Consider the following 22,721-nt stretch of genomic DNA (forward strand, 5'->3'; position numbering starts at 1 on the left):
CATGGATAAGCCGATGAACGTGTGCGTATTGGTTGGGAGTCTGCGGAAAGCTTCGATCAACGGAATGCTGGCGAATGCGCTGATATCACTCGCGCCATCTTCGATGACGCTTGAAATTGTCGAGATCGGACAATTGCCGCTGTTCAATCAGGATCTCGAGACCGGCGCTTCGCCCGCGCAATGGACCGCGTTCCGGCAGCGCGTCAGGGCCGCTGACGCGGTGCTGTTCGTCACGCCTGAATATAACCGTTCGGTGCCGGCGGCTCTCAAGAATGCACTGGACGTTGGCTCCAGGCCGTATGGAAGCAGCGTCTGGGACCGCAAGCCCGGTGCGATCATGAGCGGTTCGCCGAGCGCAATCGGGGCCTTCGGTGCCAATCACCATCTCAGGCAGTCGCTGGTGTTTCTGAACGTGCCGACCATGCAGCAGCCCGAGGCCTATGTCGGCCACGCTGACAAGCTGTTCGATGAACATGGCAAGCTCGTCAACGATGGCACCCGTAAATTCCTGCAGGAGTTCATGCAGGCGTTCGCGAATTGGGTCGAGACGATCCGCTCTTAAGGCCGGTGCATCCGATGTCTTGCGGCGAGCGCGGGCGGCGCATTGAAATCGCGGGGTGAGGCTCAAAATCGCATTGGTCGCATTTGCTCGAATTCGTCGTGGCACGCCTCGCTGAAGCCTCGCAACAGATCGATCGTGCCATCGATAGCCATCTTGCGCAGTTCGACGAAGCTCTTGTCCGGCTCCAAATAGGTGTCCAGGATTTTTCGGGCAATATCTTCGGCACGATGGAGCACCGGCTTTGAAGATATCGCTCGCATCGCACTCAGCTTCGCGTAAAGACCGACAAGGCCGGGAATGTCGGGTTCATCGTGCTGGAGCGCGTCAATGTAACATTTGGCCGCGCTTTCGATGAAATCCCTGTAAAGGGTCTGCCGGCGGCTTTTCTCGTGAAGAATCCATTCGACGCGGATCTGGCTGCGGTGGTTCAGCCAAGTCGCAATTCCGCTCGTCAAGCCGCCGACGGCTGCTCCGGTGAGGGCGGCGAGTGCGGAAATGATGGAGACGTCCACGGGTGCAATCCCCAACCAACGGGCGGGCAGTGATGACTACCGGGCGTCACTGCTACGACGCGGACGACCGCGGCCCTTCAGAAATCAGCCGTGAACTCCGTTGTCCGGACAGATAGGACCACAACCATTGCGTCTGAACGCGGAACCGGTTCTGAAGCTGCGGCAGCGCGAGCACGTGTAGTGCGGCCCACACCAGCCAGGTCATAAAGCCGCTGCTGCGCAAACGGCCGGACTCGAGGATGGCGAAGTTCTTGCCGACCACCGCCATATTGCCTTTGTTGCGGTACCGAAACGGCCGGCCGTCCTTGCGCCCCCTGACTCGATTGGTGATGACTTGCCCGACAAATCGGCCCTGTTGAATGGCTGCTTGCGCCACTCCGGGGACGGGGTGACCATCCTGGGTCATCGCGGCGGCGTCGCCCGCTACAAACACGTTGGGCGCCTCGGGAATGTCCATGAAAGCGCCAACGAGCGCGCGCCCGGCACGGTCGGTCTGCGTTCCCAGCATTTTCACAACCGGCGAGGCGCTGACGCCTGCCGTCCAGAGCACGGTGGCGCTGGGAATCCGCTCGCCGGCCGCGATCACGCCCTGGTCGTCAACCTTCTCGACCTTTACGCCCGTCGAAACCTCGACGCCGAGCTTCGTCAGCCGCTTTGCTGCTTTTCGCGATAGCGACTCTGCAAAGGTCGGAAGAATACGAGCACCGCCGTCGAGTAACAGAATTCGGCTCTTGGCGGGGTCGATCCTGCGGAAATTGTTGTGCAGGGTCACCGAAACCAGTTGAGCGATCGAGGCGGCGAGCTCGACGCCGGTCGGGCCACCGCCTACCAACACAAAGGTCATTTGCCGAGCACGCTCGTTCGGATCATCGGTCGATTCAGCCAATTCGAACGCGCTCAGGATCTTGGTTCGGATCGCTTCAGCGTCGTTGAGACTCTTGAGGCCCGGCGCGAATCGCGCGAACTCGTCATGACCGAAATAACTCGGCCGCATTCCGCTGGCGATGAGCAGGAAGTCGTAGTCGAGTTTCCGGCTGCCAACGCCCGGACAAATGGTCTCGACCGTGCGGGCTCCGAGATCGAGCCCCTTAACCTCGGCCAGCAACACGCTGAGGTTCTTCTGTTTCGCCTCGAGTTGACGGATCGGCGCCGCGATCTCGGCGGGCGACAAAACAGCGGTGGCGACCTGGTACAGCAGTGGCTGAAAGATATGGTGATTACGCCGATCGATCAGCGTGATTTCGACATCGGCGCGTTTTAGCGCGCGCGCTGCCGCGATACCGGCAAAGCCACCGCCGACGATCAAGACGCGTTTCTTGCCCGGATCCGCCTTTAATACAGTTGGCTTCTCTTGCGGAAAGGATTTGGTCAGAACTGTAGTCATGGGTACACCGACGCTCTCTGGGGCTAGCCCCCCGATTGGCATTGGTACGGCGGGGCCTCACGCTATTCTTGGACCGCGCTGCGGCACGTTGAACGATCGTGCCTCATCATGCGGAGGAGGCACTACACGTTCGAGCAGCACGCGCTGGAGGATCAGCCCGACGTCACGGCCATTCAAATTCATCAATTGCGTTGCGCGGTCCAGTAGCCAGAGCATCGCGTGCCCGCCGCGCTGCCGTTCCATCTTCCGCGACCCGAGGTTCCGGAAAGCCGGCCCGTGCCGGACGCAAATTTGTCGTGAACCGTTACTGACGCACGAACGGAACCGGATTTGGCGACGTATCCCTTGAATTTTACGAGATTGGGATGGGTCACAACGCCGTTGGAAATATTGACGGTGAAGTTATAGGCGGGATCGCAGGTGCCCGTTTGCGTCACGAAGACGAGGTCCCAGGAGCCGTCGTAGGCGGAGCGCGCGTGCGCCAACGATGCCGGAGTGACAAGGCAGGCAACTGCAATGATCCAGAGCGAAGGTGTCTTCATTGATAGCTCTCCGTCAGGTGCAGCGGTCGCTTCCAGGTAAACAAAACAGACATCGTCGATCAGAGCTGGGAAGCGGCCTGTTGCGGATATTCGAACAGGGGTCTGCTTTAGGAAGAGCTGGCACAGCGCGCTTGTTGAAATGTGCTCGAACTATCCTGAAACGTGCGATCGCGGCGCGGCTCGTTAGATCGGAACCCGACAGCTGACAGTTTTGAGCATGATTGGCCCCAATCGAGCAGCCGCGTTCAATCGCGGCCGAAACTAACGACGCATATTGAATGGACACAGCGACAATTGTTCGAACTGAGCACGACAGTTCTTATTTTGCGAACTCGGAGCGGCGAGATGAACGTCAAATCCATTGCTGGTGAGCTTGGGGAAAGACGAGCTCACCTTGCAGTGTCGCCCCATTCGGCTCCTGCGTTGGCGGACCATCGGAGCTTGTACGACTTCATCGCGCTCACAAAGCCACGGGTGATGATGCTTGCCGTCTTCACCGCGCTGGTCGGATTGAGCCGCGCTCCGGTTCGACTTGATCCGCTAACCACAATTGTCGCGGTTCTTGCCATTGCCGCGGGAGCTGCGGCCGCCGGCGCACTCAACATGTGGTACGACGCCGATATCGATGCGGTCATGACCCGCACTGCGATGCGGCCAATTCCCCGAGGCAGGACGTCCCGGTTCGAGGCGCTTATCGTCGGCCTTTCGCTCGGCGTTTTCGCCGTGGTCGCGCTGGCTTTGACGACGAATCTCACCGCGGCCGCGCTGTTGGCCGGTACCATCCTCTTTTATGTCGTCGTGTACACGGTGTGGCTGAAGCGGGCTATGCCACAGAACATCGTCATTGGAGGCGCCGCTGGCGCGTTGCCGCCGGTGATCGGCTGGGCGGCAGCAACCGGAGACGTCGGGCTCGAGCCGCTTGCGCTGTTCCTCATTATCTTTCTTTGGACGCCGCCCCATTTCTGGGCTCTGGCGCTCAATCGCACCGATGATTATGCCCGTGCCGGCGTCCCCATGTTGCCGGTCGTTGCGGGAAGGGCTGCAACGACGCGTCAGATCCTGATCTATAGCAGCCTCCTGGTCCTGGCCTCGGAGCTGCCCTGGGTGCTCGGATTTGCAGGGACCATCTATGGCGCGCTCGCCGCGATCTGCGGGGCACTTTTCCTTCTGCTCGCACTCCAGCTGAACAGAAGCATCGACGCTGATCGCCGTGCGGCTCACAGGCTGTTCGTGTTCTCGATCGTCTATCTGTTCGTGCTGTTTACCGGCCTTCTGATCGACCGCGGCCCATTCTCGTCCACGCGATCGTCGCATGGTGACCGTGGCGTCTCGGTGCATGCCGAACGGCCTTCAGGCGCGGACTGCGGCGCATGCCGCATCGCCAACTTCAGCGAGGTCTAACATGCGATACGGTTTGGTTGCCGCTGTCCTGATCGGCGTCGCGACACTCGGCGGCTGCGCAGAAGGCGTGCTCGACCCTAAAGGGCCGATTGCCGCCGCCGACCGGCAAATTCTGCTCAACTCGCTTGGCATCATGCTGGCGATCGTGATCCCGGTGATCGTTGCCACGCTTGGCGTTGCGTTCTGGTTTCGTGCATCGAATGAACGCGCGCGCTATCGGCCAGATTTCGCGTATTCTGGCCGCCTCGAGATGCTCGTCTGGTCGATCCCGGCCATGACCGTGTTTTTGGTTGGCGGCGTCGCGTGGGTCGGTTCACACGAGGTGAGCCCGCGCAAACCGATCGTATCCACTGTGAAGCCGCTGCGGGTCCAGGTCGCCTCGCTCGACTGGAAGTGGCTGTTCATCTATCCCGATCAGGGCGTCGCGAGCGTCAATCGACTGATTGTTCCGGTCGGCACGCCGGTCAGTCTGGAACTGACGTCGTCGGGCGTGATGAACAGCTTCTTTGTGCCGCAGCTTGGCAGCCAGATCTACACCATGGCGGGAATGATCACCCGTCTTCACCTGCAGGCCGACCATTCGGGAACCTATCGCGGGTTTTCCGCCCAGTTTAGCGGCGAAGGCTTTGCCGACATGCATTTCGACGCCGACGCCGTGCCGGACGAAAAGTTCGCACAGTGGATTGACGTAGCGCGTGGCGCTGGTCCGGAACTCGACGGGAAGAGTTACGCGCAGCTGGCCAAGCCAAGCGCTGCGGTCGCGCCATTCACCTACCGCTCCGTCGCGCCCGGTCTATTCAACAGCATCCTGGTTTCCGAAATGCAATCGGACGACGCGATGTGCCGCAAAGACCCGACGTCAATGAGGGCAGAAAAATGAATCTACTCGGCAAGCTGGATTGGAGCGCGATTCCCCTCGACCAGCCCATCATCATGGGCGCGTCGGGCGGCATGGTCCTGGTCATCGTAGCCATCCTTTCGTGGGTCACCCTCAAGGGTTACGTGCCTTACCTCTGGCGCGAGTGGATCACCTCGGTTGACCACAAGCGCATCGGCATCATGTACATCATCCTTGCGCTGATCATGCTGCTGCGCGGCTTTGCCGATGCCATCATGATGCGGGCGCAGCAGGCGGTCGCCGCGGGCGGCGCGCAGGGATATCTGCCGCCCGAACACTTCGACCAGATCTTCTCGGCGCATGGCACGATCATGATCTTCTTCATGGCGATGCCGTTCGTGATCGGGATGATGAATTTCGTGGTGCCGCTGCAGCTCGGCGTCCGCGACATGGCATTTCCGACCCTGAACTCGGTGGCCCTTGGGTTGACTGCGTCGGGCATCCTGCTGACGAATATTTCGCTGGCCGTCGGCGAGTTTTCGAAGGCCGGCTGGGTTGCCTATCCGCCGCTGAGCGAGCTGCAATATTCGCCCGGCGTCGGCGTCGACTACTATCTTTGGGCGCTGCAAATCTCCGGCGTCGGCACGTTGATGACGGGCATCAACTTCGTCGCGACCGTCCTGAAAACGCGCGCGCCGGGGATGAGCTATATGCGCATGCCCGTGTTCTGCTGGACGTCGCTCGCCGCGAACCTCCTCATTGTCGCGGCGTTTCCGGTCCTGACCGCGACCCTGGCGATGCTGCTGCTGGATCGTTACCTGGGCTTTCACTTCTTCACGATCGACGGCCAGGGCAACGCGATGATGTATGTCAACCTGTTCTGGGTCTGGGGGCACCCGGAGGTCTACATCCTGGTGTTGCCGGCCTTCGGGATCTTCTCCGAGGTCGTCTCGACGTTCTCCGGCAAGCCGCTGTTTGGTTACCGCTCCATGGTTGCCGCGACGATGGCGATTTGCGTGCTGTCATTTATTGTTTGGCTGCACCACTTTTTCACCATGGGCGCCAGCGCCAACGTCAATGGCTTCTTCGGGGTCATGACCATGATCATAGCGGTGCCGACTGGTGTCAAAGTCTTCAACTGGCTGTTCACGATGTATGGCGGCCGCATCCGGTTTACCGTGCCGGTCTTGTGGTCGATCGGCTTTATGGTGACGTTCGTGATCGGCGGCATGACCGGCGTGTTGATGGCGGTGCCTCCTGCGGACTTTCAGCTACACAACAGCCTGTTCCTGATCGCGCATTTCCACAATGTCATCATTGGTGGCACGGTGTTCGGCTTGATGGCCGGGTACAACTACTGGTTCCCCAAGGCATTCGGATTCAAGCTCGACGAACGTTGGGGCAGAATTTCGTTCTGGTGCTGGCTGATCGGCTTCTACGTCGCTTTCATGCCGCTCTACGCGCTTGGTCTGATGGGCATGACCCGCCGCATGCAGCATTACGATGTCGCCAGCTGGCAACCGTGGTTGGTGGCCGCGGCGGTCGGCGTCGTCATTATCCTCGCGGGGATCGTCAGCCAGGTTATCCAGCTTGTGGTGTCGGTCCGCGACCGCGACCGGCTGAAGGTGACCGCAGACCCATGGAACGGCCGCACCCTGGAATGGGCGACCGCTTCGCCGCCGCCGGCATGGAATTTCGCCGTGCTTCCACAGGTCAGAGATCTCGATGCTCTCTGGAACAAGAAGCAGCGCGAGCGCACGCAGGCCCAGCCGGCGCAGGAGCGAAAATTCGAACCGATCGAGGTGCCGAAGAACAGCGCGACCGGCTTCATCGTTGCATTTTTCTCCGTCGTCGCCGGCTTTGCGATGATCTGGCACATCTGGTGGATGGCAGGTGTGGGGGTGATCGGAATCTTTCTGACCATGCTTGCCTTCGCGTTTCGTGATGAAGAAGAAATCGAGATTCCGGCTGAGCAAATTGCGCGTTTCGAACGGGCAAATCCGGTGGAGATTGCAGTATGAACGTTGCTGTCGCCGTTGATGATAAGGTTCGTTACGAGGCGCGACCGAGTGCAGGTGAGGCCGGTCCCGCTACCAAGCGGGTCGTCGTTGGCTACGGCTTCTGGGTCTTCCTGCTGAGCGACATCGTGATGTTTTCGGCAATCTTTGCCGCTTACGCGGTGCTCAACCATGCGACCGCCGGCGGGCCAAGCGGCGTGCAGCTGTTCAACCAGCGCAGCGTTGCAATCGAAACCGGCTGCCTTCTCGCATCGAGCTACACTTGCGGACTGATGTCCCTGGCGATCGGCTCGCGGCGCTATGCCGCCACTTATTGGGCTGCCCTTATTACCTTTGTGCTGGGGGCGTTGTTCCTGGCGCTGGAGCTGCGGGAGTTCGCCGGCATGATCGCGATCGGGGCGGGCCCGCAACGCAGCGCGTTCCTCTCCGCCTTCTTTACGCTTGTCGGCTGCCACGGGCTGCATGTCACCGCCGGCCTGGTCTGGCTGGTGGTGATGATGGCCCAGGTCGCCGTCAAGGGATTTCGCCAGACTGTGGAGCGGCGCCTGCTTTGCTTCTCACTGTTCTGGCATGCGCTCGACATCGTCTGGGTCTGGCTGTTCACGGTGGTCTATCTGATGGGAGTCCTTTCATGACCGACACACAGTACGATCGCGCGCCCGGAGACGCATCAGCACTTCCCGACGTGGAACAGGGCGCGTCGTCCGGCGTGCTTGTCTACACGATCGGATTGGGGCTCGCGGTCGGCCTCACAGCCCTGTCGTTCTGGGTTGCGAACACGTCGTTGCTCTGGGTCGGGGGCATCTCTCTCGGCCTGACGGTCCTCGCGATCGCGCAAATGGGCGTCCACCTAGTGTTTTTCCTGCATGTTACCACGGGGCCGGATAACACCAACAACGTGATGGCGCTGGCGTTTGGTGTGCTGATCGTCGCCCTGGTTGTCGTCGGATCGCTGCTGATCATGGCGGACCTGAACGACAGCATGATGCCGGCGCCAGAGCTGATGAACCTGCAAATGCAGCACTGAAGGTTGCGCGGTTTCGTATCAGCGTCACATGCGCATGAACCACCAAACGGTCACACGTTCGTCCAAGCGTTGGGAACGAGACCAACGCTAGCATTTCATGTTGAGGTCATGCGCGGCCACTGGGGAGGAGAAATGCTGAAAGGATTCACTGCGCCCCGGTCACCTCTGAGCGCTGCTGCATTGGTCCCGCCGCCTCCCTGGCATTTTGCGGGTGACGTCCTGGCGGTGGAATTCTGGAACGATCCCGATGTGTCGGCCCATATCCTTCCAGCCGGTGTCGAGCTTGACAGGAAATCTCCGGGTCACTCCGTCGCGCTGTTCACGGACTACCAGTTCACGGCGCAGAACGATGAGTATCTGGATCCTGCCAGGTATCAGTGTCGCGGGTTCAGCGTCCTCCTCGACGCGATATGGAAGGGGACACGAATAGCGTGGTGTCCATATTGCTATGTCGACAACGATGCTGCGTTGATGAGGGGCTGGATTCAGGGCTATCCGAGAAAGCTCGGGACAGTACACCAGACCCGTACTTTCGCCACCGCGAGCGCAGCCTCGGCGCCACTCGTGCATGATGGCAGGTTCTCAGCCTGCATGTCGGCTCACGGCCGTTTGTTGGTGCAGGCCCGCGTTACCTTGCACGAAAAGGTCGAGCGACTTGTTGGCCTGCTTGATCGCCGGATCGTGGGACGGCGATATTTTCCGCGGCTCTGTGCCGGCATGCACGACAGGCCGGCCGTCGATGAACTCGTTCGATGTGTCTCGAACCAGCTCCTGATCACGAACGTCTGGAGCGGCTCGGGCGAGCTTAATTTTCCGGAGGCCTATGGCGAAGAGCTGGAAGTGTTGGGGCCGCTGAAGGTGGGGCGCGGATATCGCTTCTCGTTTTCCTATTCCGTCAACGATATCGAGATCCTGGCAGACCTTACCGCCTAGCAGTCGCGGCGGATCCCAACGTTCTGGTTTTGCGGCAGGAATAGACAAGTCGACGCACGTCAAGCAAATCAATTGCGGCTAGTCTCGGTAGCTTCTTTACCGAAAGTGATGCATCGGAAAACGGGAATGCTCAGGGGCTTTACAGTTCCGAAATCGCCATTCGGTCAGGCCGCGCTAACTCCGCCTCCACCCTGGCACTACGCCGGTGACGTTGTCGGAGTCGAGTTCTGGACGGACGCCGATGCGACGGCGGCGACATTGCCGAATGGTCTTTCCCCGGATCCGAAGTCAAACGGTCACGCCGTCATGATGTTCCTGGATTGGCAATTCACGGCACAGGACGACGAATATCTAGAGCCGGCCCGTTATCAATATCGCGAGGCGTTTATTTTGGTCGACGCCATGTATCGCAACGAGCCGGTGATGTGGTGCCCCTACATTTATGTCGACAATGACGCTGCGCTGGCGCGCGGTTGGACGCAAGGATTTCCCAAGAAAATGGGGAGCATTTTTCAGACGCGCTCCTTTGCGGCGTCAGGTCCCGCCGCAGCGCCGGTGGCGCCTGGCAGCCGGTTTGGCGCCAGTCTTTCGGCGCACGGCCAACGTCTTGCGGAAGCCTGCGTCACCTTGCACAGGCCGGTCGCGAACGGAATATCTCTCCTCAGCCGACCCACGGTCCTGTTGCGATACTTTCCGAGACTGGCGGCCGGATACCAGGACAAGCCAGCGGTAAACGAACTCGCGATGTCGATCACCGACGATCTCACGGTTACCGGCGCATGGATCGGGAAGGGCGAACTTAACTTTCCGGAAGCGAATGGCGAAGAACTCAACGCGCTCGCGCCGAAAAGGATCGAGTCCGGGTTTCGTTACTCAGTTTCCTACTCAGTCAGCGATTTGAAGATCCTCGAGGACCACGGCTCGTAGGTAACTGAAAGCACTCTCACCGTGACGGCGAAGCGTACACTCCCACGCTTGGCCGGGAGGGTCTTCGCGGCCCCCTCCGGCCGGCTGAGACCCTCGGCCGGGGCGCTGGTGCGGACCTCGCGTCATTCATCGCATTTTCGATTTGGGCGCTTGTCGAGGTGTTCTGAATTGTGACGCCGCCGCGTTAGAAAACACACAACGTATTGATATTTAAGACGAAAAAAGTTCAGTGCGGTGCGGCAGCATTAACCTTCCATAACGCTGATTAACGAGCCAGAAGGCACTCGCTGCTGCACTCTCCCGCCGATCCGAAGCTTCGGATGGTTCGGGGAGGGAGTGACCATGGAAGGACTTCAAGCCACCACACCAGAGTCTGTCCCTGCAGAGGATCAACAGTTTCACCTGGTTGCTAACAGCGTGGCCAAGCTGCTCGAAACCGCAAGGCGGGAGTTGGGGCGCGATCAGGAGGCGGCCAAGGCGTCGCTAGCGACGGCATCGCACATCCTGCAAGCGGAGATCGAACGTTGTTCGGGCGCCAACGGCTTCACAAGGGGCGGTCTGGCGGCCTGGCAGATCCTTCGCGTACGAGCTTACATTGACGGCAACCTACACCGCACCATTCACATCCGGGATCTCAGTGAGGTCGCGCGTCGGAGCCCGGCGCACTTCTCCCGGAAATTCAAACTGGCGGTTGGCGAGTCGCCACATGCCTACGTGGTGAGAAGGCGTCTGGAGAAGGCCTGCCACCTGATGATCACCGGGGCGGCGTCTCTGAGTGAAATCGCGTTGAACGTGGGCTTTTCGGATCAAGCACATTTATGCAGGCTCTTCAGGCAGGCTTTTGGCCAAAGCCCGGCCAATTGGCGACGCGAGCGCGGAACGCCTGGCGAGGTCACCTCAAGAACCGGCATGGACGAGAATATCCCATGAGCGATCAGCGCGGCAAAGTGCTGAGCTTCGGCCCTTTCGAGCTGTCGATCCGAAACCGGCTTCTGACAAATGGCGCAAGGGTCGTACCGCTCGGCGCGCGCGCCATGGATCTCCTCATCGTCCTGGTGGAGCAAGCAAACAAGGTCGTCGGCCGGAGAACGCTGACCGAACGCGTTTGGCCACAGCGAGGTGCAGAACAGGTCAGCCTGCGCGTCCATATCTCGGCGTTACGGAAAGCGCTCGATCAGAGTGACCCTGGCAGGCGGTATATCGCGAACGTGCCCGGGCGGGGGTACAGCTTTGTCGTACCGGTGACGTCAGTGTCCGCGCCAGCGTCGGGGGATTTCAAGCCATTATCGAGGTCCCGACTGCCTGCGCGCTCGATGCGGATGCTCGGACGTAGCGGCGCGCTCGCCGAGATCCAGATGAAGCTGGCCGAGCAGAAGTTTGTGACAATCGTCGGGCCCGGCGGCATCGGCAAGACCACGGTAGCGGTGGCGGTTGCCCACGAGATGAGTATCACTTTCAGCAGCAGGATCTATTTCGTCGACTTGAGCGCCGTCGGAGCCGCTTCGCTTGTCGCGCCGAGCATAGCTGCAGCACTCGGCGTGTCGGTACGAGCAAACAACGTTGTCCCTGCCTTGATCGAACGCCTGCAGGAAAAGCCGACGCTTATCATTCTCGACGGTTGCGAACGCCTTGTCGACGGGGTGTCTGCGGTGGCGGAAGAACTCATTTGTCGTGTCCCGACGCTCAATTTGCTCGCGACCAGCCGGGAGGCCATGCGTGTTGAAGGTGAACATGTCTATGAACTCAGTGGGCTTGAATGCCCTGTGGAAGATGGCAGCCTGTCAGCGCGGGTCGCGCTGCAATATCCCTCCATTCAACTGCTGGTCGACCGCGTACGGGCGGTGCGAAGTGACTTCGAGCTGACCGATCCGGATGCGCCGACTGCCGCGAAAATTTGCCGGCGGCTTGATGGTATTCCATTGGCGATCGAACTCGCAGCCTGCAGGGTTGACATATTTGGTCTTGGCAGGACCGCAAGCCTGCTTGACGAGCGACTAAGCCTGTCATGGGTAGGGCGCAGAACCGCGCCGTCGAGACACCAGACACTGAACGCCACGTTGGAGTGGAGCTACGATCTGCTCGGCGAGGCCGAGAAGCGCGTATTGAGCCGGCTCGGCGTTTTTGCCGGTGGGTTTACCTTCGAAGCGGCGGTCGCCGTTGTCGCCGATGAGACGGTGGATGAAGCAAATGTATCGGATTGCGTTTGGGAGCTTCGTTCGAAATCGATGATTGCCGCTCAGGGACAGGAGGGGCGGCTGTGTTTGCTCGACACCACCCGCGCTTTTGCCTTGCAACGACTGGCCGGGAGCGGCGAGCAGAATCTTCTTCACCGTCGCCACGCCCTCTATTTCACCGACCTGTTCAGACAGGGTGCCGGGATGGATGGATCGGGCTGGTCCAAGGGGCTCGAGATAGAGGTCGACAATCTCAGAGCCGCTCTGAATTGGGCGTTCTCTGCCGCGGGCGATGCGAAAGTCGGCGTCGAACTCGCCGCGGCATCGGCAAGCACATGGATGGGTATGGCGCTGCTCACCGAATGCCGGGAATGGATGACAAAGGCCATCAGCCATCTCGATGACATGAATTCCGGCACACGACAGGAAATGGTCCTTCAATCCGCCCTCGCAAGTTGCATGATGTTCACGGCCGGCATGACGGAAACATCATACGCCACGTGGGCCAAAGCGCTGCTACTCGCCGAGGGCCTTGACGATATCGAACATCAGGTGGACGCCCTGCTGGTGCTGTGGGCCCATGCGTTGCGCGTTCCGAACTATCCGGACGCAATCAAATTGGCGGATCGCTGCGGCGAGGTTACGGAAGGAACCGGCCGCATCGGCGCTGTCGCAACGGCCAACTATATGAGAGGTATAACCTACTACCACGCTGGACGAATTGCGGAAGCTCAAGGTTTGCTGGAATTGTCGTTGCATCGCGATGACGAAGCTTCACGACAATTGCTGATCAAGCGGTTTGGTTATGATCGCAAGGTCGATAACCTGGCCGGTCTCGCGACCTTGGCGTGGTTACGCGGCTCTCCGGATCAGGCCCGCAGATTCAATCAAATGGCCGTAGCCGAAGCGCGCCAATCAAATCGGGCCGTGAATCTTTGTGGTGCGCTGACTTTTGCGGGCCTGATTGCATACTGGACAAACCCAGATGACGGCGAAGCGGAGGCGCTCGTGGACGAGCTCTCCGGCCATGCGGGAAAGTACGCTCTGCAGAACTACCAGGGTTTTTGTCTCGGCATGCAGGCTCTCCACAAAATCAGGCGAGGAGGAGAGATCAGCGCCGCGTCGGTGATGTTCTACTCAGGTCTTGAGAAGTTGTCCGCCGCACGCTACGGAATTTTCAACTGGATCTTGCAAGCAGAGTTTGCAAAATCCATGGCGGTTGCGAACTGGCCGAGGGAAGGGCTTGACGCCTTCCTGCGTGCGAAGATCGATCTTGACGAAAGCCGATGGTACGGCCCGGAATTGCACCGCATCAGGGGTGAACTGGCACTGCGTAACGGCGAGGGAGTGGCGGTTGGCAGGCAATATTTCCTGCGCGCGATCGAACTGTCGAACAAGCAGGCGAGCCTGTCGTGGGCGCTCAGGGCCGCGACCAGCCTTGTCATCGCCGAAAAGTCGCTTGGGCGAAAGGAGGCCGCGTGGCGGACCCTGCAAGCCACTTACGTTAAATTTCGCGAAGGCCTTGAAACCGTCGATCTACGGTTGGCCAAGCAGGTGTTGACCGGCTCATACCGGCCCGACAGCGCCATCAACTCGTTACACTGACGCTTGTTGCTGGAGGAGGTTTCGGCTAACACTTGATCGGCTGGGAGTGTATTTGCACAAGACCGACGACGAACGGTGCAACGACCGGACCGTCGGCGGGCTTGGCGGAATAACTCATGTCGATTCGACAAATTGGCTCCCCCGGTGCAATGCGGCTCGGTTTTGGCCCATTCGAACTCAACGTCGCCGAGCGTTCCCTCAGGAAGGCGAACCAGGTCATTCCGCTCGGTGGCAGGGCCTACGACATCCTGATTGCGCTTCTTGAAAACGCCGGTGAGGTTGTCCGAAAAGCCGAACTGATCGCGCGGGCATGGCCCGACGTAACGGTCGAGGAAGGCAGTCTTCGCGTCCATCTGTCGGCGCTGCGCAAGGCGCTGGGCGATGGTCAGTTCGGTAACAAGTACATTGCGAGCATACCGGGCCAAGGCTACAGCTTCATCGCGCCGGTCGCTCACCTTCCCGTGAACCATGACAGGGGCAATGCATCCGCGGGAATGTCCAGCCTGCCGCCCGCATTGGGCCGCATGGTCGGTCGCAACAATGTTGTTCTTGAGATTCAAGGTTTGCTCCGGGCCGGACAGCGCCTGATTACAATTCTGGGTGCCGGCGGTATCGGCAAGACGACGGTTGCCCTGTCAGTCGGACACGGGGCGCTGGCCGATTTCTCCGGCGCGGCATTCTTTGCCGATCTTGCCACCGTAAACGACCAGGAGCATCTCATCGGGGCGATTGCTTCCGCGGTCGGGCTCGGCCCGCAGTTAGGCTATCCAAAGGAGGCGCTGCTCAATCATCTGCGCCCTCGCAGGGCGCTCGTCATTCTCGATAGTTGCGAGCGTCTGATCGAGAAAACCGCGGAGATCGCCGGCCATATTCTTCAAAATGCCCCCGGGATCTACATCCTTGCGACTAGCAGGGAGGCATTGCACGTTTCTGGCGAACACGTGCTTCATCTTTGTCCACTGGAATGCCCGCCGGAACAGCCGGGGTTGACGGCGTCGGAGGTGATTGCCTATCCGGCCGCACGGTTGTTTGCCGAGCGTGTCAGTGCTCGCCGCGGTGAGTTCTCGCTTCGGGACGACGAAGCTCCCATGGTTGCCGAGCTTTGCCGCAAGCTTGACGGCATTCCTCTCGCCATCGAGCTTGCCGCCGGCAGGGCCGCTGTCTTCGGCATTGGGAGTACGGTGGCCAGACTGGGTTCGCGGCTCGATCTCTTGAAGTTCGGCCGGCGAACGGCCAATCCGCGGCATCAGACGCTGATCGCAACGCTGGACTGGAGCTACGACCATCTTTCGGAGATCGAGCGAGTCCTCTTGCGACGGGTCGCAATTTTCGTCGGGCATTTCACGCTGGAGGCGGCGCTCGCGGTCGCGGCGGAAGCGGGGATGGACGGGTCCGAGATCACGAAGGCGCTGGGAAGTCTCGTCAATAAATCTCTCATCTGGGTTTGGACCGGCTTGCGGGGGCCGTGTCACCAACTGCTGGATACGACACGCGCCTATGCGTTGGAGAAGTTGGCCGTCAGCGGCGAGCAAGATTCGATCGCCGAACGACACGCGAGCTTCTCGATCCAAATGCTGGAAAGCAACCCGGTCAATCTCTTCGATCTGGAGTCCACGGAAGCCGCAACCAACGCCGTGCGAGACGATCTTGGAAATATCCGTGCCGCGCTTGAATGGAGCTTTGGTCCCAATGGAGACGACCTTAAAGCCATAAGATTGGCGGCCGCAGCTTCGCAGTCGCTGCTGGCCATGTCGGATCTTTTGGAATGCAGAAAGTGGATGGAGAGAGCGATCGATCGGATGGCTGCGGACTGTGATCCGCGGGACCAGATGGAAATCCTTGCTTCGCTCGCATTGTCGTTGATGTTCACGGCCGGAAACAGTGAAAGGGTTCGCGAGGCCTTCAATACGGCGCTGACGTTGGCAGAGCGGCTTGAAGATACCTACCATCAATTGCGGCTCCTCAGCGGGCTATCGATGTATCTTCATCGTACAATCGACGCGGCTGGTAGCCTCGAAGTTGCGCTGCGCGCCGAGTCTGTCGCGAAGAAGACGGGAAACCGGGATGATGCAGCCCTTGCGGATGCGATGCTGGGAGCCGCGTACTACATGCTCGCCGACCACGTCCGCGCTCCAAAGCACCTCGAACGGGCTCTCCACAGGTCGCAGACTTCCCCACGGTTCAACGCAACTCAATATCTGTTTGATCTGCGTACCACATCGCTGTTCAACCTTACCCGATCCCATTGGTTCGCCGGCAATCTTGATCGGGCCGCCGCTTATGCTGAAGGAACCATCGAGGAGGCCCGGAGATCGAACCATCCGATCGCGCTGTGTCGGGCACTTATTCTGACGATGCCGTTCCACTTCTGGATCGGTCAATTGGGAGAGATCGAGAGCAGCCTCTCTGAGCTTGAGCTGACCGCGGAGAAATATTCGTTGGAGCCATTTCGCGCGGTCGCCATTGGCCTGAGGGGACGGCATTTGATTCACATCGGCCAGACAAGGGATGGCATACGTCACCTGCAAGATAGCTTGGAGAAGCTACGAAGCCTGCGATACGAGATGCTTGTAACAGATTTTGTCTCCGAGTTGGCGGTCAGTCTGGCGAAGCAAAACGAGCGCAGGCAAGCGTTGGCTCTCATCGATGATTCGATCGCAACCCAGCTGAGCTCGAAGAGGCCTCTTCACCTTCCGGCCCTCTTTTTGGCGAAAGGCATGGCGCTTATGTGCGGGGAAGCCCGGCAGAGTGACCTCGCTCTGGAGTGCTTCAAGGAAGCGATGACCCTGGCCGGGCAACAATCCGCGCTATCGTTCGAGCTGCGGGCAGGCTTGGAACTCGCGCAGCTTTGGATTGGTCGGGGTCAAATCCGAAGAGCCCATGATCTCATCAACCCTGTCTACGGTCGATTTATCGAAGGTCTCACAACACCCGATCTTGTCTTGGCGAGGCAACTCCTCGAACAGACCAGCGCTCCGAACGATGCTTCACTGCGTGGTGACAAGGCCCAGGGTCTGCGCGCGTGATACGGCTTGCGCGCGCCGCTCCACACCCAGCTTGGTGAAAACGCTCTTGAGGTGCGACTTCACGGTTTCAGGACCGATATAAAGGCTTCGGGCGATTTCCTTGTTGGACTGGCCTTCCGCGATCAGCGTGAGAATGTCAGTCTCGCGAGGACTCAATGCGTGCAAAGCCGGGCTCCTGAAGGTCGGTACCAGGCGATCTTGCTGCGCCCTTTGGGAATCGGACAGGAGCCGATCAACGTAAGACATTAATTGCGTGCTGATGCTGCCGCTCTGCTGGACCATCTGGACGAGGTCGGAAGTGACCGAACCCGCGTCCAAAATGATCTGATAGAGACCCCCGCCTGCGCAGGCAGCAAGAATGCGGCGAAACCGGTTCGTTGCCTCCGTGGCTTTGCCGAGGCGTAGCTGAAGGGCCGAGATTAGAATCTCAACTCGGATCAGGAAGTAGCGATGGTGGGCCGCTTCGGTTTCGCGCTGTAGCTCCCGCAGTATTGACATTGCTTCCTCAGGACGCTCCCGTTGCCCCAGCAAATGAGCGCGAGCCAGTTTATGGTCCCATTGAATTTCCGACCAGGCACAGAGCCTGGGCGCAGGGTACTTTCTTGCAAGTTGCTCCAGGCGATCGATGCATGCGGCGCCTTCATCCACGCGGCCTTCGTTAAGATAAAGCCGCGCTCGTTCTGCTGTTGCAGCTGCCGTCAGCCGTCCCCAATCCCGTGAGATGCCATGGCTTTCAGCCCGCTCCAGCAGCGTGTGGGCACGTTCGAGGTTCATCCGGGCAGCCGCGACTCTGGCCATCACGAAATAGGCGCTGCGAACGCAGTCGAGCATTGTCCCGGAGTTGATCAGCGATGCGCGATCGATCACCAAACTTTCTGCCTCGTTCAGCTGGCCCTGCTCGTACAAAATCCGTGCAATCAGACTGGTAGGCAAGGCCGCTGCCACCGAGTGCGGGCCGACATATTGCTCCGCGATTCGCAACCCCTCACGGTAATGAGCCTCCGCCGCGGTGAGACGTAGCTGCCGGACCTCTGCGACACCTTGAAGGCAGCGCCGATATACCGATGCGAACACGTTTCTCCGGTCTTCCTCCGGCGAATAGGGCATCCAGGGCGTCGCATGGAACTGCTTGAGGTCACCGGCTTGCATGTGGCCGAAGCGAACGACGTTTGAGGCAACATTCGCGGTCCAGGGATCCGATGAACGGTTCACGCAATCCTGTGCCAGAGGCAGCGCCCGCTCGCTGTCATCCGTCAGCGCGATAGCAACGGAGCGGATTGCCTGGCATGCGCACAGCAAATCGTTCTCCGGCAGCTGCGCAGCAGCGATATCGTTCTCAATTTCAGTTGCGAGCTGCAGGGCCTCATCGGAACGTAGCGCGAGCGCCAATCCCCAGGCGATCGCCAACCTGACCTCGGGCTGACCCCGCAGCAGTTCGTCCGGAAACTGACGCTGCCATTCGAGCAACGTGAAGAGATCGCCACGCTTTATCAGGGCCATTGCGCAATTGTTGATCCAGCCGATCGCACGGTCGGAATCGCCGGCTGCAATCGCGTGCTGAACTGCCTCAGTCCACAATTCGTGGGAGGCATACCAACGAGCGGCACGTCCGTGCAGCTCGGGAACTGCAATGCCGCGGTCCGCCTTCAGCCGCTGTCTCAAATATTCGGCGAGCAGCGTGTGATAGCGAAACCACGCACCGTCATTGTCGAGCGGCGTGAGCAGCATTTGGCGCTCGGCGAGCGATGCCAGGATCGTGCGGCCCGAGCCCGAACCGGTTACGGCCTCGCATAGCGGACCGGAGAGCCGATCAAGAATAGCCGTTCGTAGCATGAAGTCGACCATTTCGACGGGAAGCGTATCCAGCATCTCCGACAAATACGCTGCGATTGGACGCTGCGATCCTGAGAGACTTTGTACGTACTCCTTGAAGGCCAATCCGAACCGTGAGGGCATGGACGCAACAATTCGCAGGGCGGCGGGCCAACCTTCAGTCTTGCGGTGCAGGAGTTGGATGTCGGGGAACTCGAGCACGCCGGGCCTGACGAGATCCAGAAACGCCTGTGTCTCGTGCATGTCGAATCGCAGGGCTGCGGAATCAATCTCGACCAGCTGATTCTGGGCTCGCAGGGTCGCGAGTGACAGGGGAGGTTCGGTACGCGTCGTAAGCACCACATGACAGTGCGACGGTGCGTGCTTCAGAAAATACGCGACCGTCTGATGGATGCGAGAAGCGCTGAGCCAGTGATAGTCTTCGAGAAACAGGTACACATCATCATCTATCTCGGCCAGATCGTTGATCAGGCTCGACAGGATCACTGTCGGGTCGATCAGGTTGTTCTCGAGGATCAACCCAATCGCGCCGGCGCCAACCTCCGGACAGGCATGGTGCAGGGCCTGAGATACGTAAAATAGAAATCGCGTGGCCTCGTCGTCGTCTGAATCGATGGTCAGCCACCCGACACAGTTGCCGTCTTGCTCGAGCTGCTCGGCGCAAGCTGCCGCCAGCGAGCTCTTGCCGAATCCCGCCGGCGCCTTGATGACGGCAAGTCGCTTGGCCGGGAGTTCGGACAAGATTGCGGCAAGCCGGGGACGTGCGACCAGCCCACCGAACCGTGCGGGCAAGATCTTGGTCGCGAGGAATGGCAGCTGTCCACTGGCAGGCAAACAAGCCGTTCCCATCGCAAGATTGCCCGATTGCGGCTCGATCAAGGGCTCCCCCCTTTATCGCCGGGAGTTCTTCCCCCATTCGGGGGGTACCCCCCGTAACGAAAGTGTACGATCTCTGTTGGCGTGAGGGAAGCGCCGGGCGTCATTTGGGCGAAGCTACCCGCAGAGAGCCGAAGCAAGCTTATGTCCACCAGGAACGCACGCTTGGGTTTCTCACGAATAATTGACCACCCGGACAAGCGAACCAGGTCCAGGCCAAGAGCCATGGTTGACGATGATTCCCAAAGAAAACTGCAGTTTGGCCCCTTTGAGCTTTCGAGCAAGGAGAGGGTACTGCGGCGCGACGGTGTGGTGTTGCCCCTTGGCAGCAGGGCCCTTGAGATCCTGATCTATCTTGCCGGGCGTCCGGGTGAGGTGATCGCAAAGCAGGAACTGATCGATCACGTCTGGCCGGACGTGACCGTCGAGGAGGGGAGCATCCGGGTCCACGTGGCCGCGATCCGCAAGGCCCTTGGTGACGGCCAGTTTGGCAACCGATACATCGCCAACGTCAAGGGACGAGGCTACTCATTCGTCGGCACCGTTGTCGCCCTCGATGGCGGCACGGAAAGCAGGAAGGACAAGCCCCGACACCAAGGCAGGCTCCCGGTGCGGCCGGTTGTGATGGTCGGGCGTGAAGCGTTCGTCAGCGAGGTTAGCAACAAGCTCCTGGATGAGCGGTTTGTAACACTGCTAGGCCCCGGCGGCATCGGCAAGACGACCATTGCCCTGGTTGTTGGCCGTGCCGCAGCCGAGGAGTTTGGCGGGGACGTCTATTTTGTTGATCTCGGAAGCGTGACCGATCGGCATCATGTCACGGAGGCTGTCGCGACATCCCTGGGATTTGCACTCAAATCGAAAGATCCCGATCTACAGCTGGTCGACCGCGTTCGTTCGCAAAAGCTTCTTATCATTCTCGATAGCTGTGAGCACGTGATCGAGACCGTCGCGTTGCTTGCCGAGCAACTCTACCAGGAAACGGAGCAGGTCTATCTCCTCGCGACGAGTCGCGAATTGCTGAAAGTAGAGGGCGAGCATTGTTGCCGGGTCCTTCCCCTTGATGTTCCACCAGACGGCTCGGAGCAGACGGCACATGCCGTGCTTCGATATCCGGCGGCACAGTTGTTCGTACGGCGCGTCGCGGCGAGGGCGGGAAGCGTCGTTCTCACCGACGAGGAGGCGCCGCTTGTCGCGGAAATATGCCGAAAGCTCGATGGCATACCGCTGGCAATTGAGCTGGCAGCGGGCCAGGTGGCGGCCCTCGGCCTCAAAAACACAGCTTCCCGCCTGGTGTCCCGGCTGGAATTGCTGAAACTAAGCCATCGCACCACCGTTTCCAGACATCGGACCCTCAAGGCGACCTTGGATTGGAGCTACGATCTGTTGTCCGACGCAGAGAGGATTGTCCTTCGACGGATCGCTCCTTTCGTCGGCCATTTCACCCTAGAGGGTGCGCGGTCTGTCGCAGGTGAAGTCGGCGGAGTTGACGGAGAAATATTTGACGCGATCGCCGGCCTGGCTGAGAAGTCATTGATTGTAACCCGGATCGATGAAGCGCAGCCGCAGTATCGGTTGCTGGACACGACCAGGGCGTACGCGCTCGAAAAACTGGAGGAGCATAACGAGTTCGATCCGATCTCCCGGCGGCATGCGGAATACGTGATCCAGCAGCTCGAATCACAAAAGGAGAAGCTATCGGCTCGAACAAGGGCTGAAAGAGTTGCGGCCTATTCCTGGCAACTCAGCAATGTCCGGTCGGCGCTGGAATGGAGTTTCGGATCGCACGGCAACGACGAGATCGCGACAAGATTTGCGGCCGCTTCAGCGCCGCTATTTATGGATCTGGGGCTATTGATCGAATGGCAGGCATGGGCCGAGCGGGCGTTAGCCCGGCTGGGAAATCAGCATAAAAACGCCCGCGAGGACCTTGCGCGCGAGCTCATGCTTTTGACCGGACTGTTCATGTCCTCGAGTTGGACATCCGACACTCACCTCGCGCTCGATGTCGCGACGCGAAGCCAAAAAGTGGCTTTGAAAGCCCAAGATCCCGACGGCATGGCACACGTTGAGTCGATGCTGGGATACGCCAATCATTTGGCGGGAAAGCATTCTGTTGCACAGGGACATTTCGAAGCCGGCCTGCGCCGCTTAACACCCGGCTCGCGCCTGCGCGCTGGACACCAATTGTTTCATCCCGCCAGCGCCTTGCTTGTCGGCATGACGCGCTCCCTGTTTTACAGGGGGATACTCGATCAATCATTGGACTACGCACGGCTCGCGATAGAGGAAGGAGAAAAATCCGGTCTTCCATCGATATTGGGCCGATGCCTGATCCTGCTCCTCCCCGTCTATCTGGCGCTGGATGATTGGCAGAGGTCGGAGCACTACATCGCGCAATTGACCGACCTTTCCGCAACTCACTCCCTGAAGATATACCATGCGATTGCAACCGGCTTGCGAGGCAAGTGGTTTCTTCTTCAGAGCAACGTTCGCGATGGCATTCCGTTGCTGAAGAGGTCGTCGGAAGAGCTTGAGGCTCAAGGTGATGAAATGCTGAATATGGGTTTTGTCGGCGATCTCGCCGAAGGTCTTGCTGCTTCTGGCCAGCACGAGGAGGCGTTGACGCTGGTGGTGAATGCCCTTGATTTCCAGCAACGGGGCGGAAAACTCCTGAACGTGCCCGACCTGATGAACGCGAAAGGCCTCATCCTGGCATCCAGGTCGGCCGAGGACTATCCCGAAGCAGAAAGAAGCCTGTTGTCATCGATCGAGTGGGCAAGAGGTCAGTCCGCTCCCTTGTTTGAGCTGAAGGCTGCGACGGACCTCGCGGAGCTATTGCTGAAACAGGGGCGTGTGCCTGAAGCCTACAAGCATCTCCGCGCGGCTCTTGATCGAACACCAGCCGGGATACTATCTCGCGATCACAAGCGCGCCCTGCAAATCCTCAACAAGCTCCAATCCGGCACCACGGCCGTCGGCTAAAGTGGACGCGTTCGATGACTGTACGCCGTCTACGCAGGCGGATTCAAATTCCCGCATTCCCATACAAGCCCCACGTCCGCG

Annotated in this window: 16 protein-coding genes; 12 read left to right on the top strand and 4 right to left on the bottom strand. The window is 59.7% G+C overall.

Annotation, left to right across the window (positions count from 1 at the left end; genetic code table 11):
• Position 1 precedes the first annotated feature (1 nt).
• Positions 2 to 562, top strand: coding sequence for an NADPH-dependent FMN reductase (locus tag UP09_RS11790; protein ID WP_044538340.1), 561 nt, complete (start codon positions 2 to 4; stop codon positions 560 to 562).
• Positions 563 to 624: 62 nt separating this feature from the next.
• On the opposite strand, the gene UP09_RS11795 is transcribed toward UP09_RS11790, so the two are convergent.
• The 3 genes from UP09_RS11795 to UP09_RS11805 all read right to left on the bottom strand — a co-directional run bounded on the left by UP09_RS11795 (position 625) and on the right by UP09_RS11805 (position 3,000).
• Entirely contained in the window at positions 625 to 1,074 is a 450-nt protein-coding gene (locus UP09_RS11795; protein WP_044538341.1) for a hypothetical protein, read from the bottom strand.
• A gap of 52 nt (positions 1,075 to 1,126) precedes the next feature.
• Positions 1,127 to 2,458: an NAD(P)/FAD-dependent oxidoreductase gene (locus tag UP09_RS11800; RefSeq protein ID WP_082070100.1), complete on the bottom strand. Its 1,332-nt coding sequence runs from the start codon at positions 2,456 to 2,458 to the stop codon at positions 1,127 to 1,129.
• Between the two features lie 182 nt (positions 2,459 to 2,640).
• Positions 2,641 to 3,000 (bottom strand): hypothetical protein, encoded by a 360-nt coding sequence (locus UP09_RS11805; RefSeq protein WP_044538342.1) that lies wholly within the window; start codon positions 2,998 to 3,000, stop codon positions 2,641 to 2,643.
• 162 nt (positions 3,001 to 3,162) lie between these two features.
• On the opposite strand from UP09_RS11805, the gene UP09_RS11810 reads away from it, so the two are divergent.
• From UP09_RS11810 to UP09_RS11855, 10 genes are all read left to right on the top strand, one after another.
• The gene (locus UP09_RS11810; RefSeq protein ID WP_349643910.1) at positions 3,163 to 4,401 is read left to right on the top strand and encodes a heme o synthase; all 1,239 of its coding nucleotides are present in this window, start codon (positions 3,163 to 3,165) and stop codon (positions 4,399 to 4,401) included.
• A 1-nt stretch (position 4,402) separates the two neighbouring features.
• On the top strand, positions 4,403 to 5,281 hold the full coding sequence (gene cyoA, locus UP09_RS11815) for a ubiquinol oxidase subunit II (protein ID WP_052833064.1): 879 nt from the start codon (positions 4,403 to 4,405) through the stop codon (positions 5,279 to 5,281).
• Entirely contained in the window at positions 5,278 to 7,260 is a 1,983-nt protein-coding gene (gene cyoB, locus UP09_RS11820) for a cytochrome o ubiquinol oxidase subunit I (protein ID WP_044538343.1), read from the top strand. Before cyoA ends, cyoB begins: the two co-directional genes overlap by 4 nt.
• A complete protein-coding gene (gene cyoC, locus UP09_RS11825; protein ID WP_044538344.1) occupies positions 7,257 to 7,892 on the top strand; it encodes a cytochrome o ubiquinol oxidase subunit III in 636 nt (211 codons plus the stop codon). Before cyoB ends, cyoC begins: the two co-directional genes overlap by 4 nt.
• A complete protein-coding gene (locus UP09_RS11830; RefSeq protein ID WP_044538345.1) occupies positions 7,889 to 8,284 on the top strand; it encodes a cytochrome o ubiquinol oxidase subunit IV in 396 nt (131 codons plus the stop codon). Before cyoC ends, UP09_RS11830 begins: the two co-directional genes overlap by 4 nt.
• Positions 8,285 to 8,416: 132 nt before the next feature.
• A complete protein-coding gene (locus UP09_RS11835) occupies positions 8,417 to 9,217 on the top strand; it encodes an acetoacetate decarboxylase family protein (protein WP_044538491.1) in 801 nt (266 codons plus the stop codon).
• A 126-nt stretch (positions 9,218 to 9,343) separates the two neighbouring features.
• The gene (locus tag UP09_RS11840; RefSeq protein ID WP_044538346.1) at positions 9,344 to 10,144 is read left to right on the top strand and encodes an acetoacetate decarboxylase family protein; all 801 of its coding nucleotides are present in this window, start codon (positions 9,344 to 9,346) and stop codon (positions 10,142 to 10,144) included.
• A 342-nt stretch (positions 10,145 to 10,486) separates the two neighbouring features.
• Positions 10,487 to 11,074, top strand: a complete 588-nt coding sequence (locus tag UP09_RS11845) for a helix-turn-helix domain-containing protein (protein WP_052833065.1) — start codon at positions 10,487 to 10,489, stop codon at positions 11,072 to 11,074.
• Positions 11,071 to 13,923, top strand: a complete 2,853-nt coding sequence (locus UP09_RS11850) for an ATP-binding protein (RefSeq protein WP_044538347.1) — start codon at positions 11,071 to 11,073, stop codon at positions 13,921 to 13,923. The genes UP09_RS11845 and UP09_RS11850 overlap by 4 nt, the downstream gene beginning before the upstream one ends.
• 116 nt (positions 13,924 to 14,039) lie before the next feature.
• Positions 14,040 to 16,949 carry an ATP-binding protein gene (locus UP09_RS11855; protein WP_082070104.1) on the top strand — a complete coding sequence of 970 codons (2,910 nt, stop codon included), beginning with the start codon at positions 14,040 to 14,042 and terminating at the stop codon, positions 16,947 to 16,949.
• On the opposite strand, the gene UP09_RS11860 is transcribed toward UP09_RS11855, so the two are convergent.
• A complete protein-coding gene (locus UP09_RS11860; protein ID WP_052833067.1) occupies positions 16,911 to 19,661 on the bottom strand; it encodes a winged helix-turn-helix domain-containing protein in 2,751 nt (916 codons plus the stop codon). The two genes, UP09_RS11855 and UP09_RS11860, sit on opposite strands and share 39 nt — an antisense overlap.
• 222 nt (positions 19,662 to 19,883) lie before the next feature.
• Here UP09_RS11860 and UP09_RS11865 point away from each other — a divergent pair, with 222 nt between their 5' ends.
• Positions 19,884 to 22,640 (top strand): ATP-binding protein, encoded by a 2,757-nt coding sequence (locus UP09_RS11865; protein WP_052833068.1) that lies wholly within the window; start codon positions 19,884 to 19,886, stop codon positions 22,638 to 22,640.
• Positions 22,641 to 22,721: the final 81 nt, after the last annotated feature.

It is taken from the genome of Bradyrhizobium sp. LTSP885, assembly GCF_000938305.1.
GTDB lineage: Bacteria > Pseudomonadota > Alphaproteobacteria > Rhizobiales > Xanthobacteraceae > Bradyrhizobium.

Excerpts from the sequence above, each read along its gene's own strand:
- UP09_RS11790 (WP_044538340.1), top strand. The coding sequence starts at position 2 with ATGGATAAGCCGATGAACGTGTGCGTATTGGTTGGGAGTCTGCGGAAA.
- UP09_RS11800 (WP_082070100.1), bottom strand. The coding sequence starts at position 2,458 with ATGACTACAGTTCTGACCAAATCCTTTCCGCAAGAGAAGCCAACTGTA.
- UP09_RS11805 (WP_044538342.1), bottom strand. The coding sequence starts at position 3,000 with ATGAAGACACCTTCGCTCTGGATCATTGCAGTTGCCTGCCTTGTCACT.
- cyoA (WP_052833064.1), top strand. The coding sequence starts at position 4,403 with ATGCGATACGGTTTGGTTGCCGCTGTCCTGATCGGCGTCGCGACACTC.
- cyoB (WP_044538343.1), top strand. The coding sequence starts at position 5,278 with ATGAATCTACTCGGCAAGCTGGATTGGAGCGCGATTCCCCTCGACCAG.
- cyoC (WP_044538344.1), top strand. The coding sequence starts at position 7,257 with ATGAACGTTGCTGTCGCCGTTGATGATAAGGTTCGTTACGAGGCGCGA.
- UP09_RS11830 (WP_044538345.1), top strand. The coding sequence starts at position 7,889 with ATGACCGACACACAGTACGATCGCGCGCCCGGAGACGCATCAGCACTT.
- UP09_RS11835 (WP_044538491.1), top strand. The coding sequence starts at position 8,417 with ATGCTGAAAGGATTCACTGCGCCCCGGTCACCTCTGAGCGCTGCTGCA.
- UP09_RS11840 (WP_044538346.1), top strand. The coding sequence starts at position 9,344 with ATGCTCAGGGGCTTTACAGTTCCGAAATCGCCATTCGGTCAGGCCGCG.
- UP09_RS11845 (WP_052833065.1), top strand. The coding sequence starts at position 10,487 with ATGGAAGGACTTCAAGCCACCACACCAGAGTCTGTCCCTGCAGAGGAT.
- UP09_RS11850 (WP_044538347.1), top strand. The coding sequence starts at position 11,071 with ATGAGCGATCAGCGCGGCAAAGTGCTGAGCTTCGGCCCTTTCGAGCTG.
- UP09_RS11855 (WP_082070104.1), top strand. The coding sequence starts at position 14,040 with ATGTCGATTCGACAAATTGGCTCCCCCGGTGCAATGCGGCTCGGTTTT.
- UP09_RS11865 (WP_052833068.1), top strand. The coding sequence starts at position 19,884 with ATGGTTGACGATGATTCCCAAAGAAAACTGCAGTTTGGCCCCTTTGAG.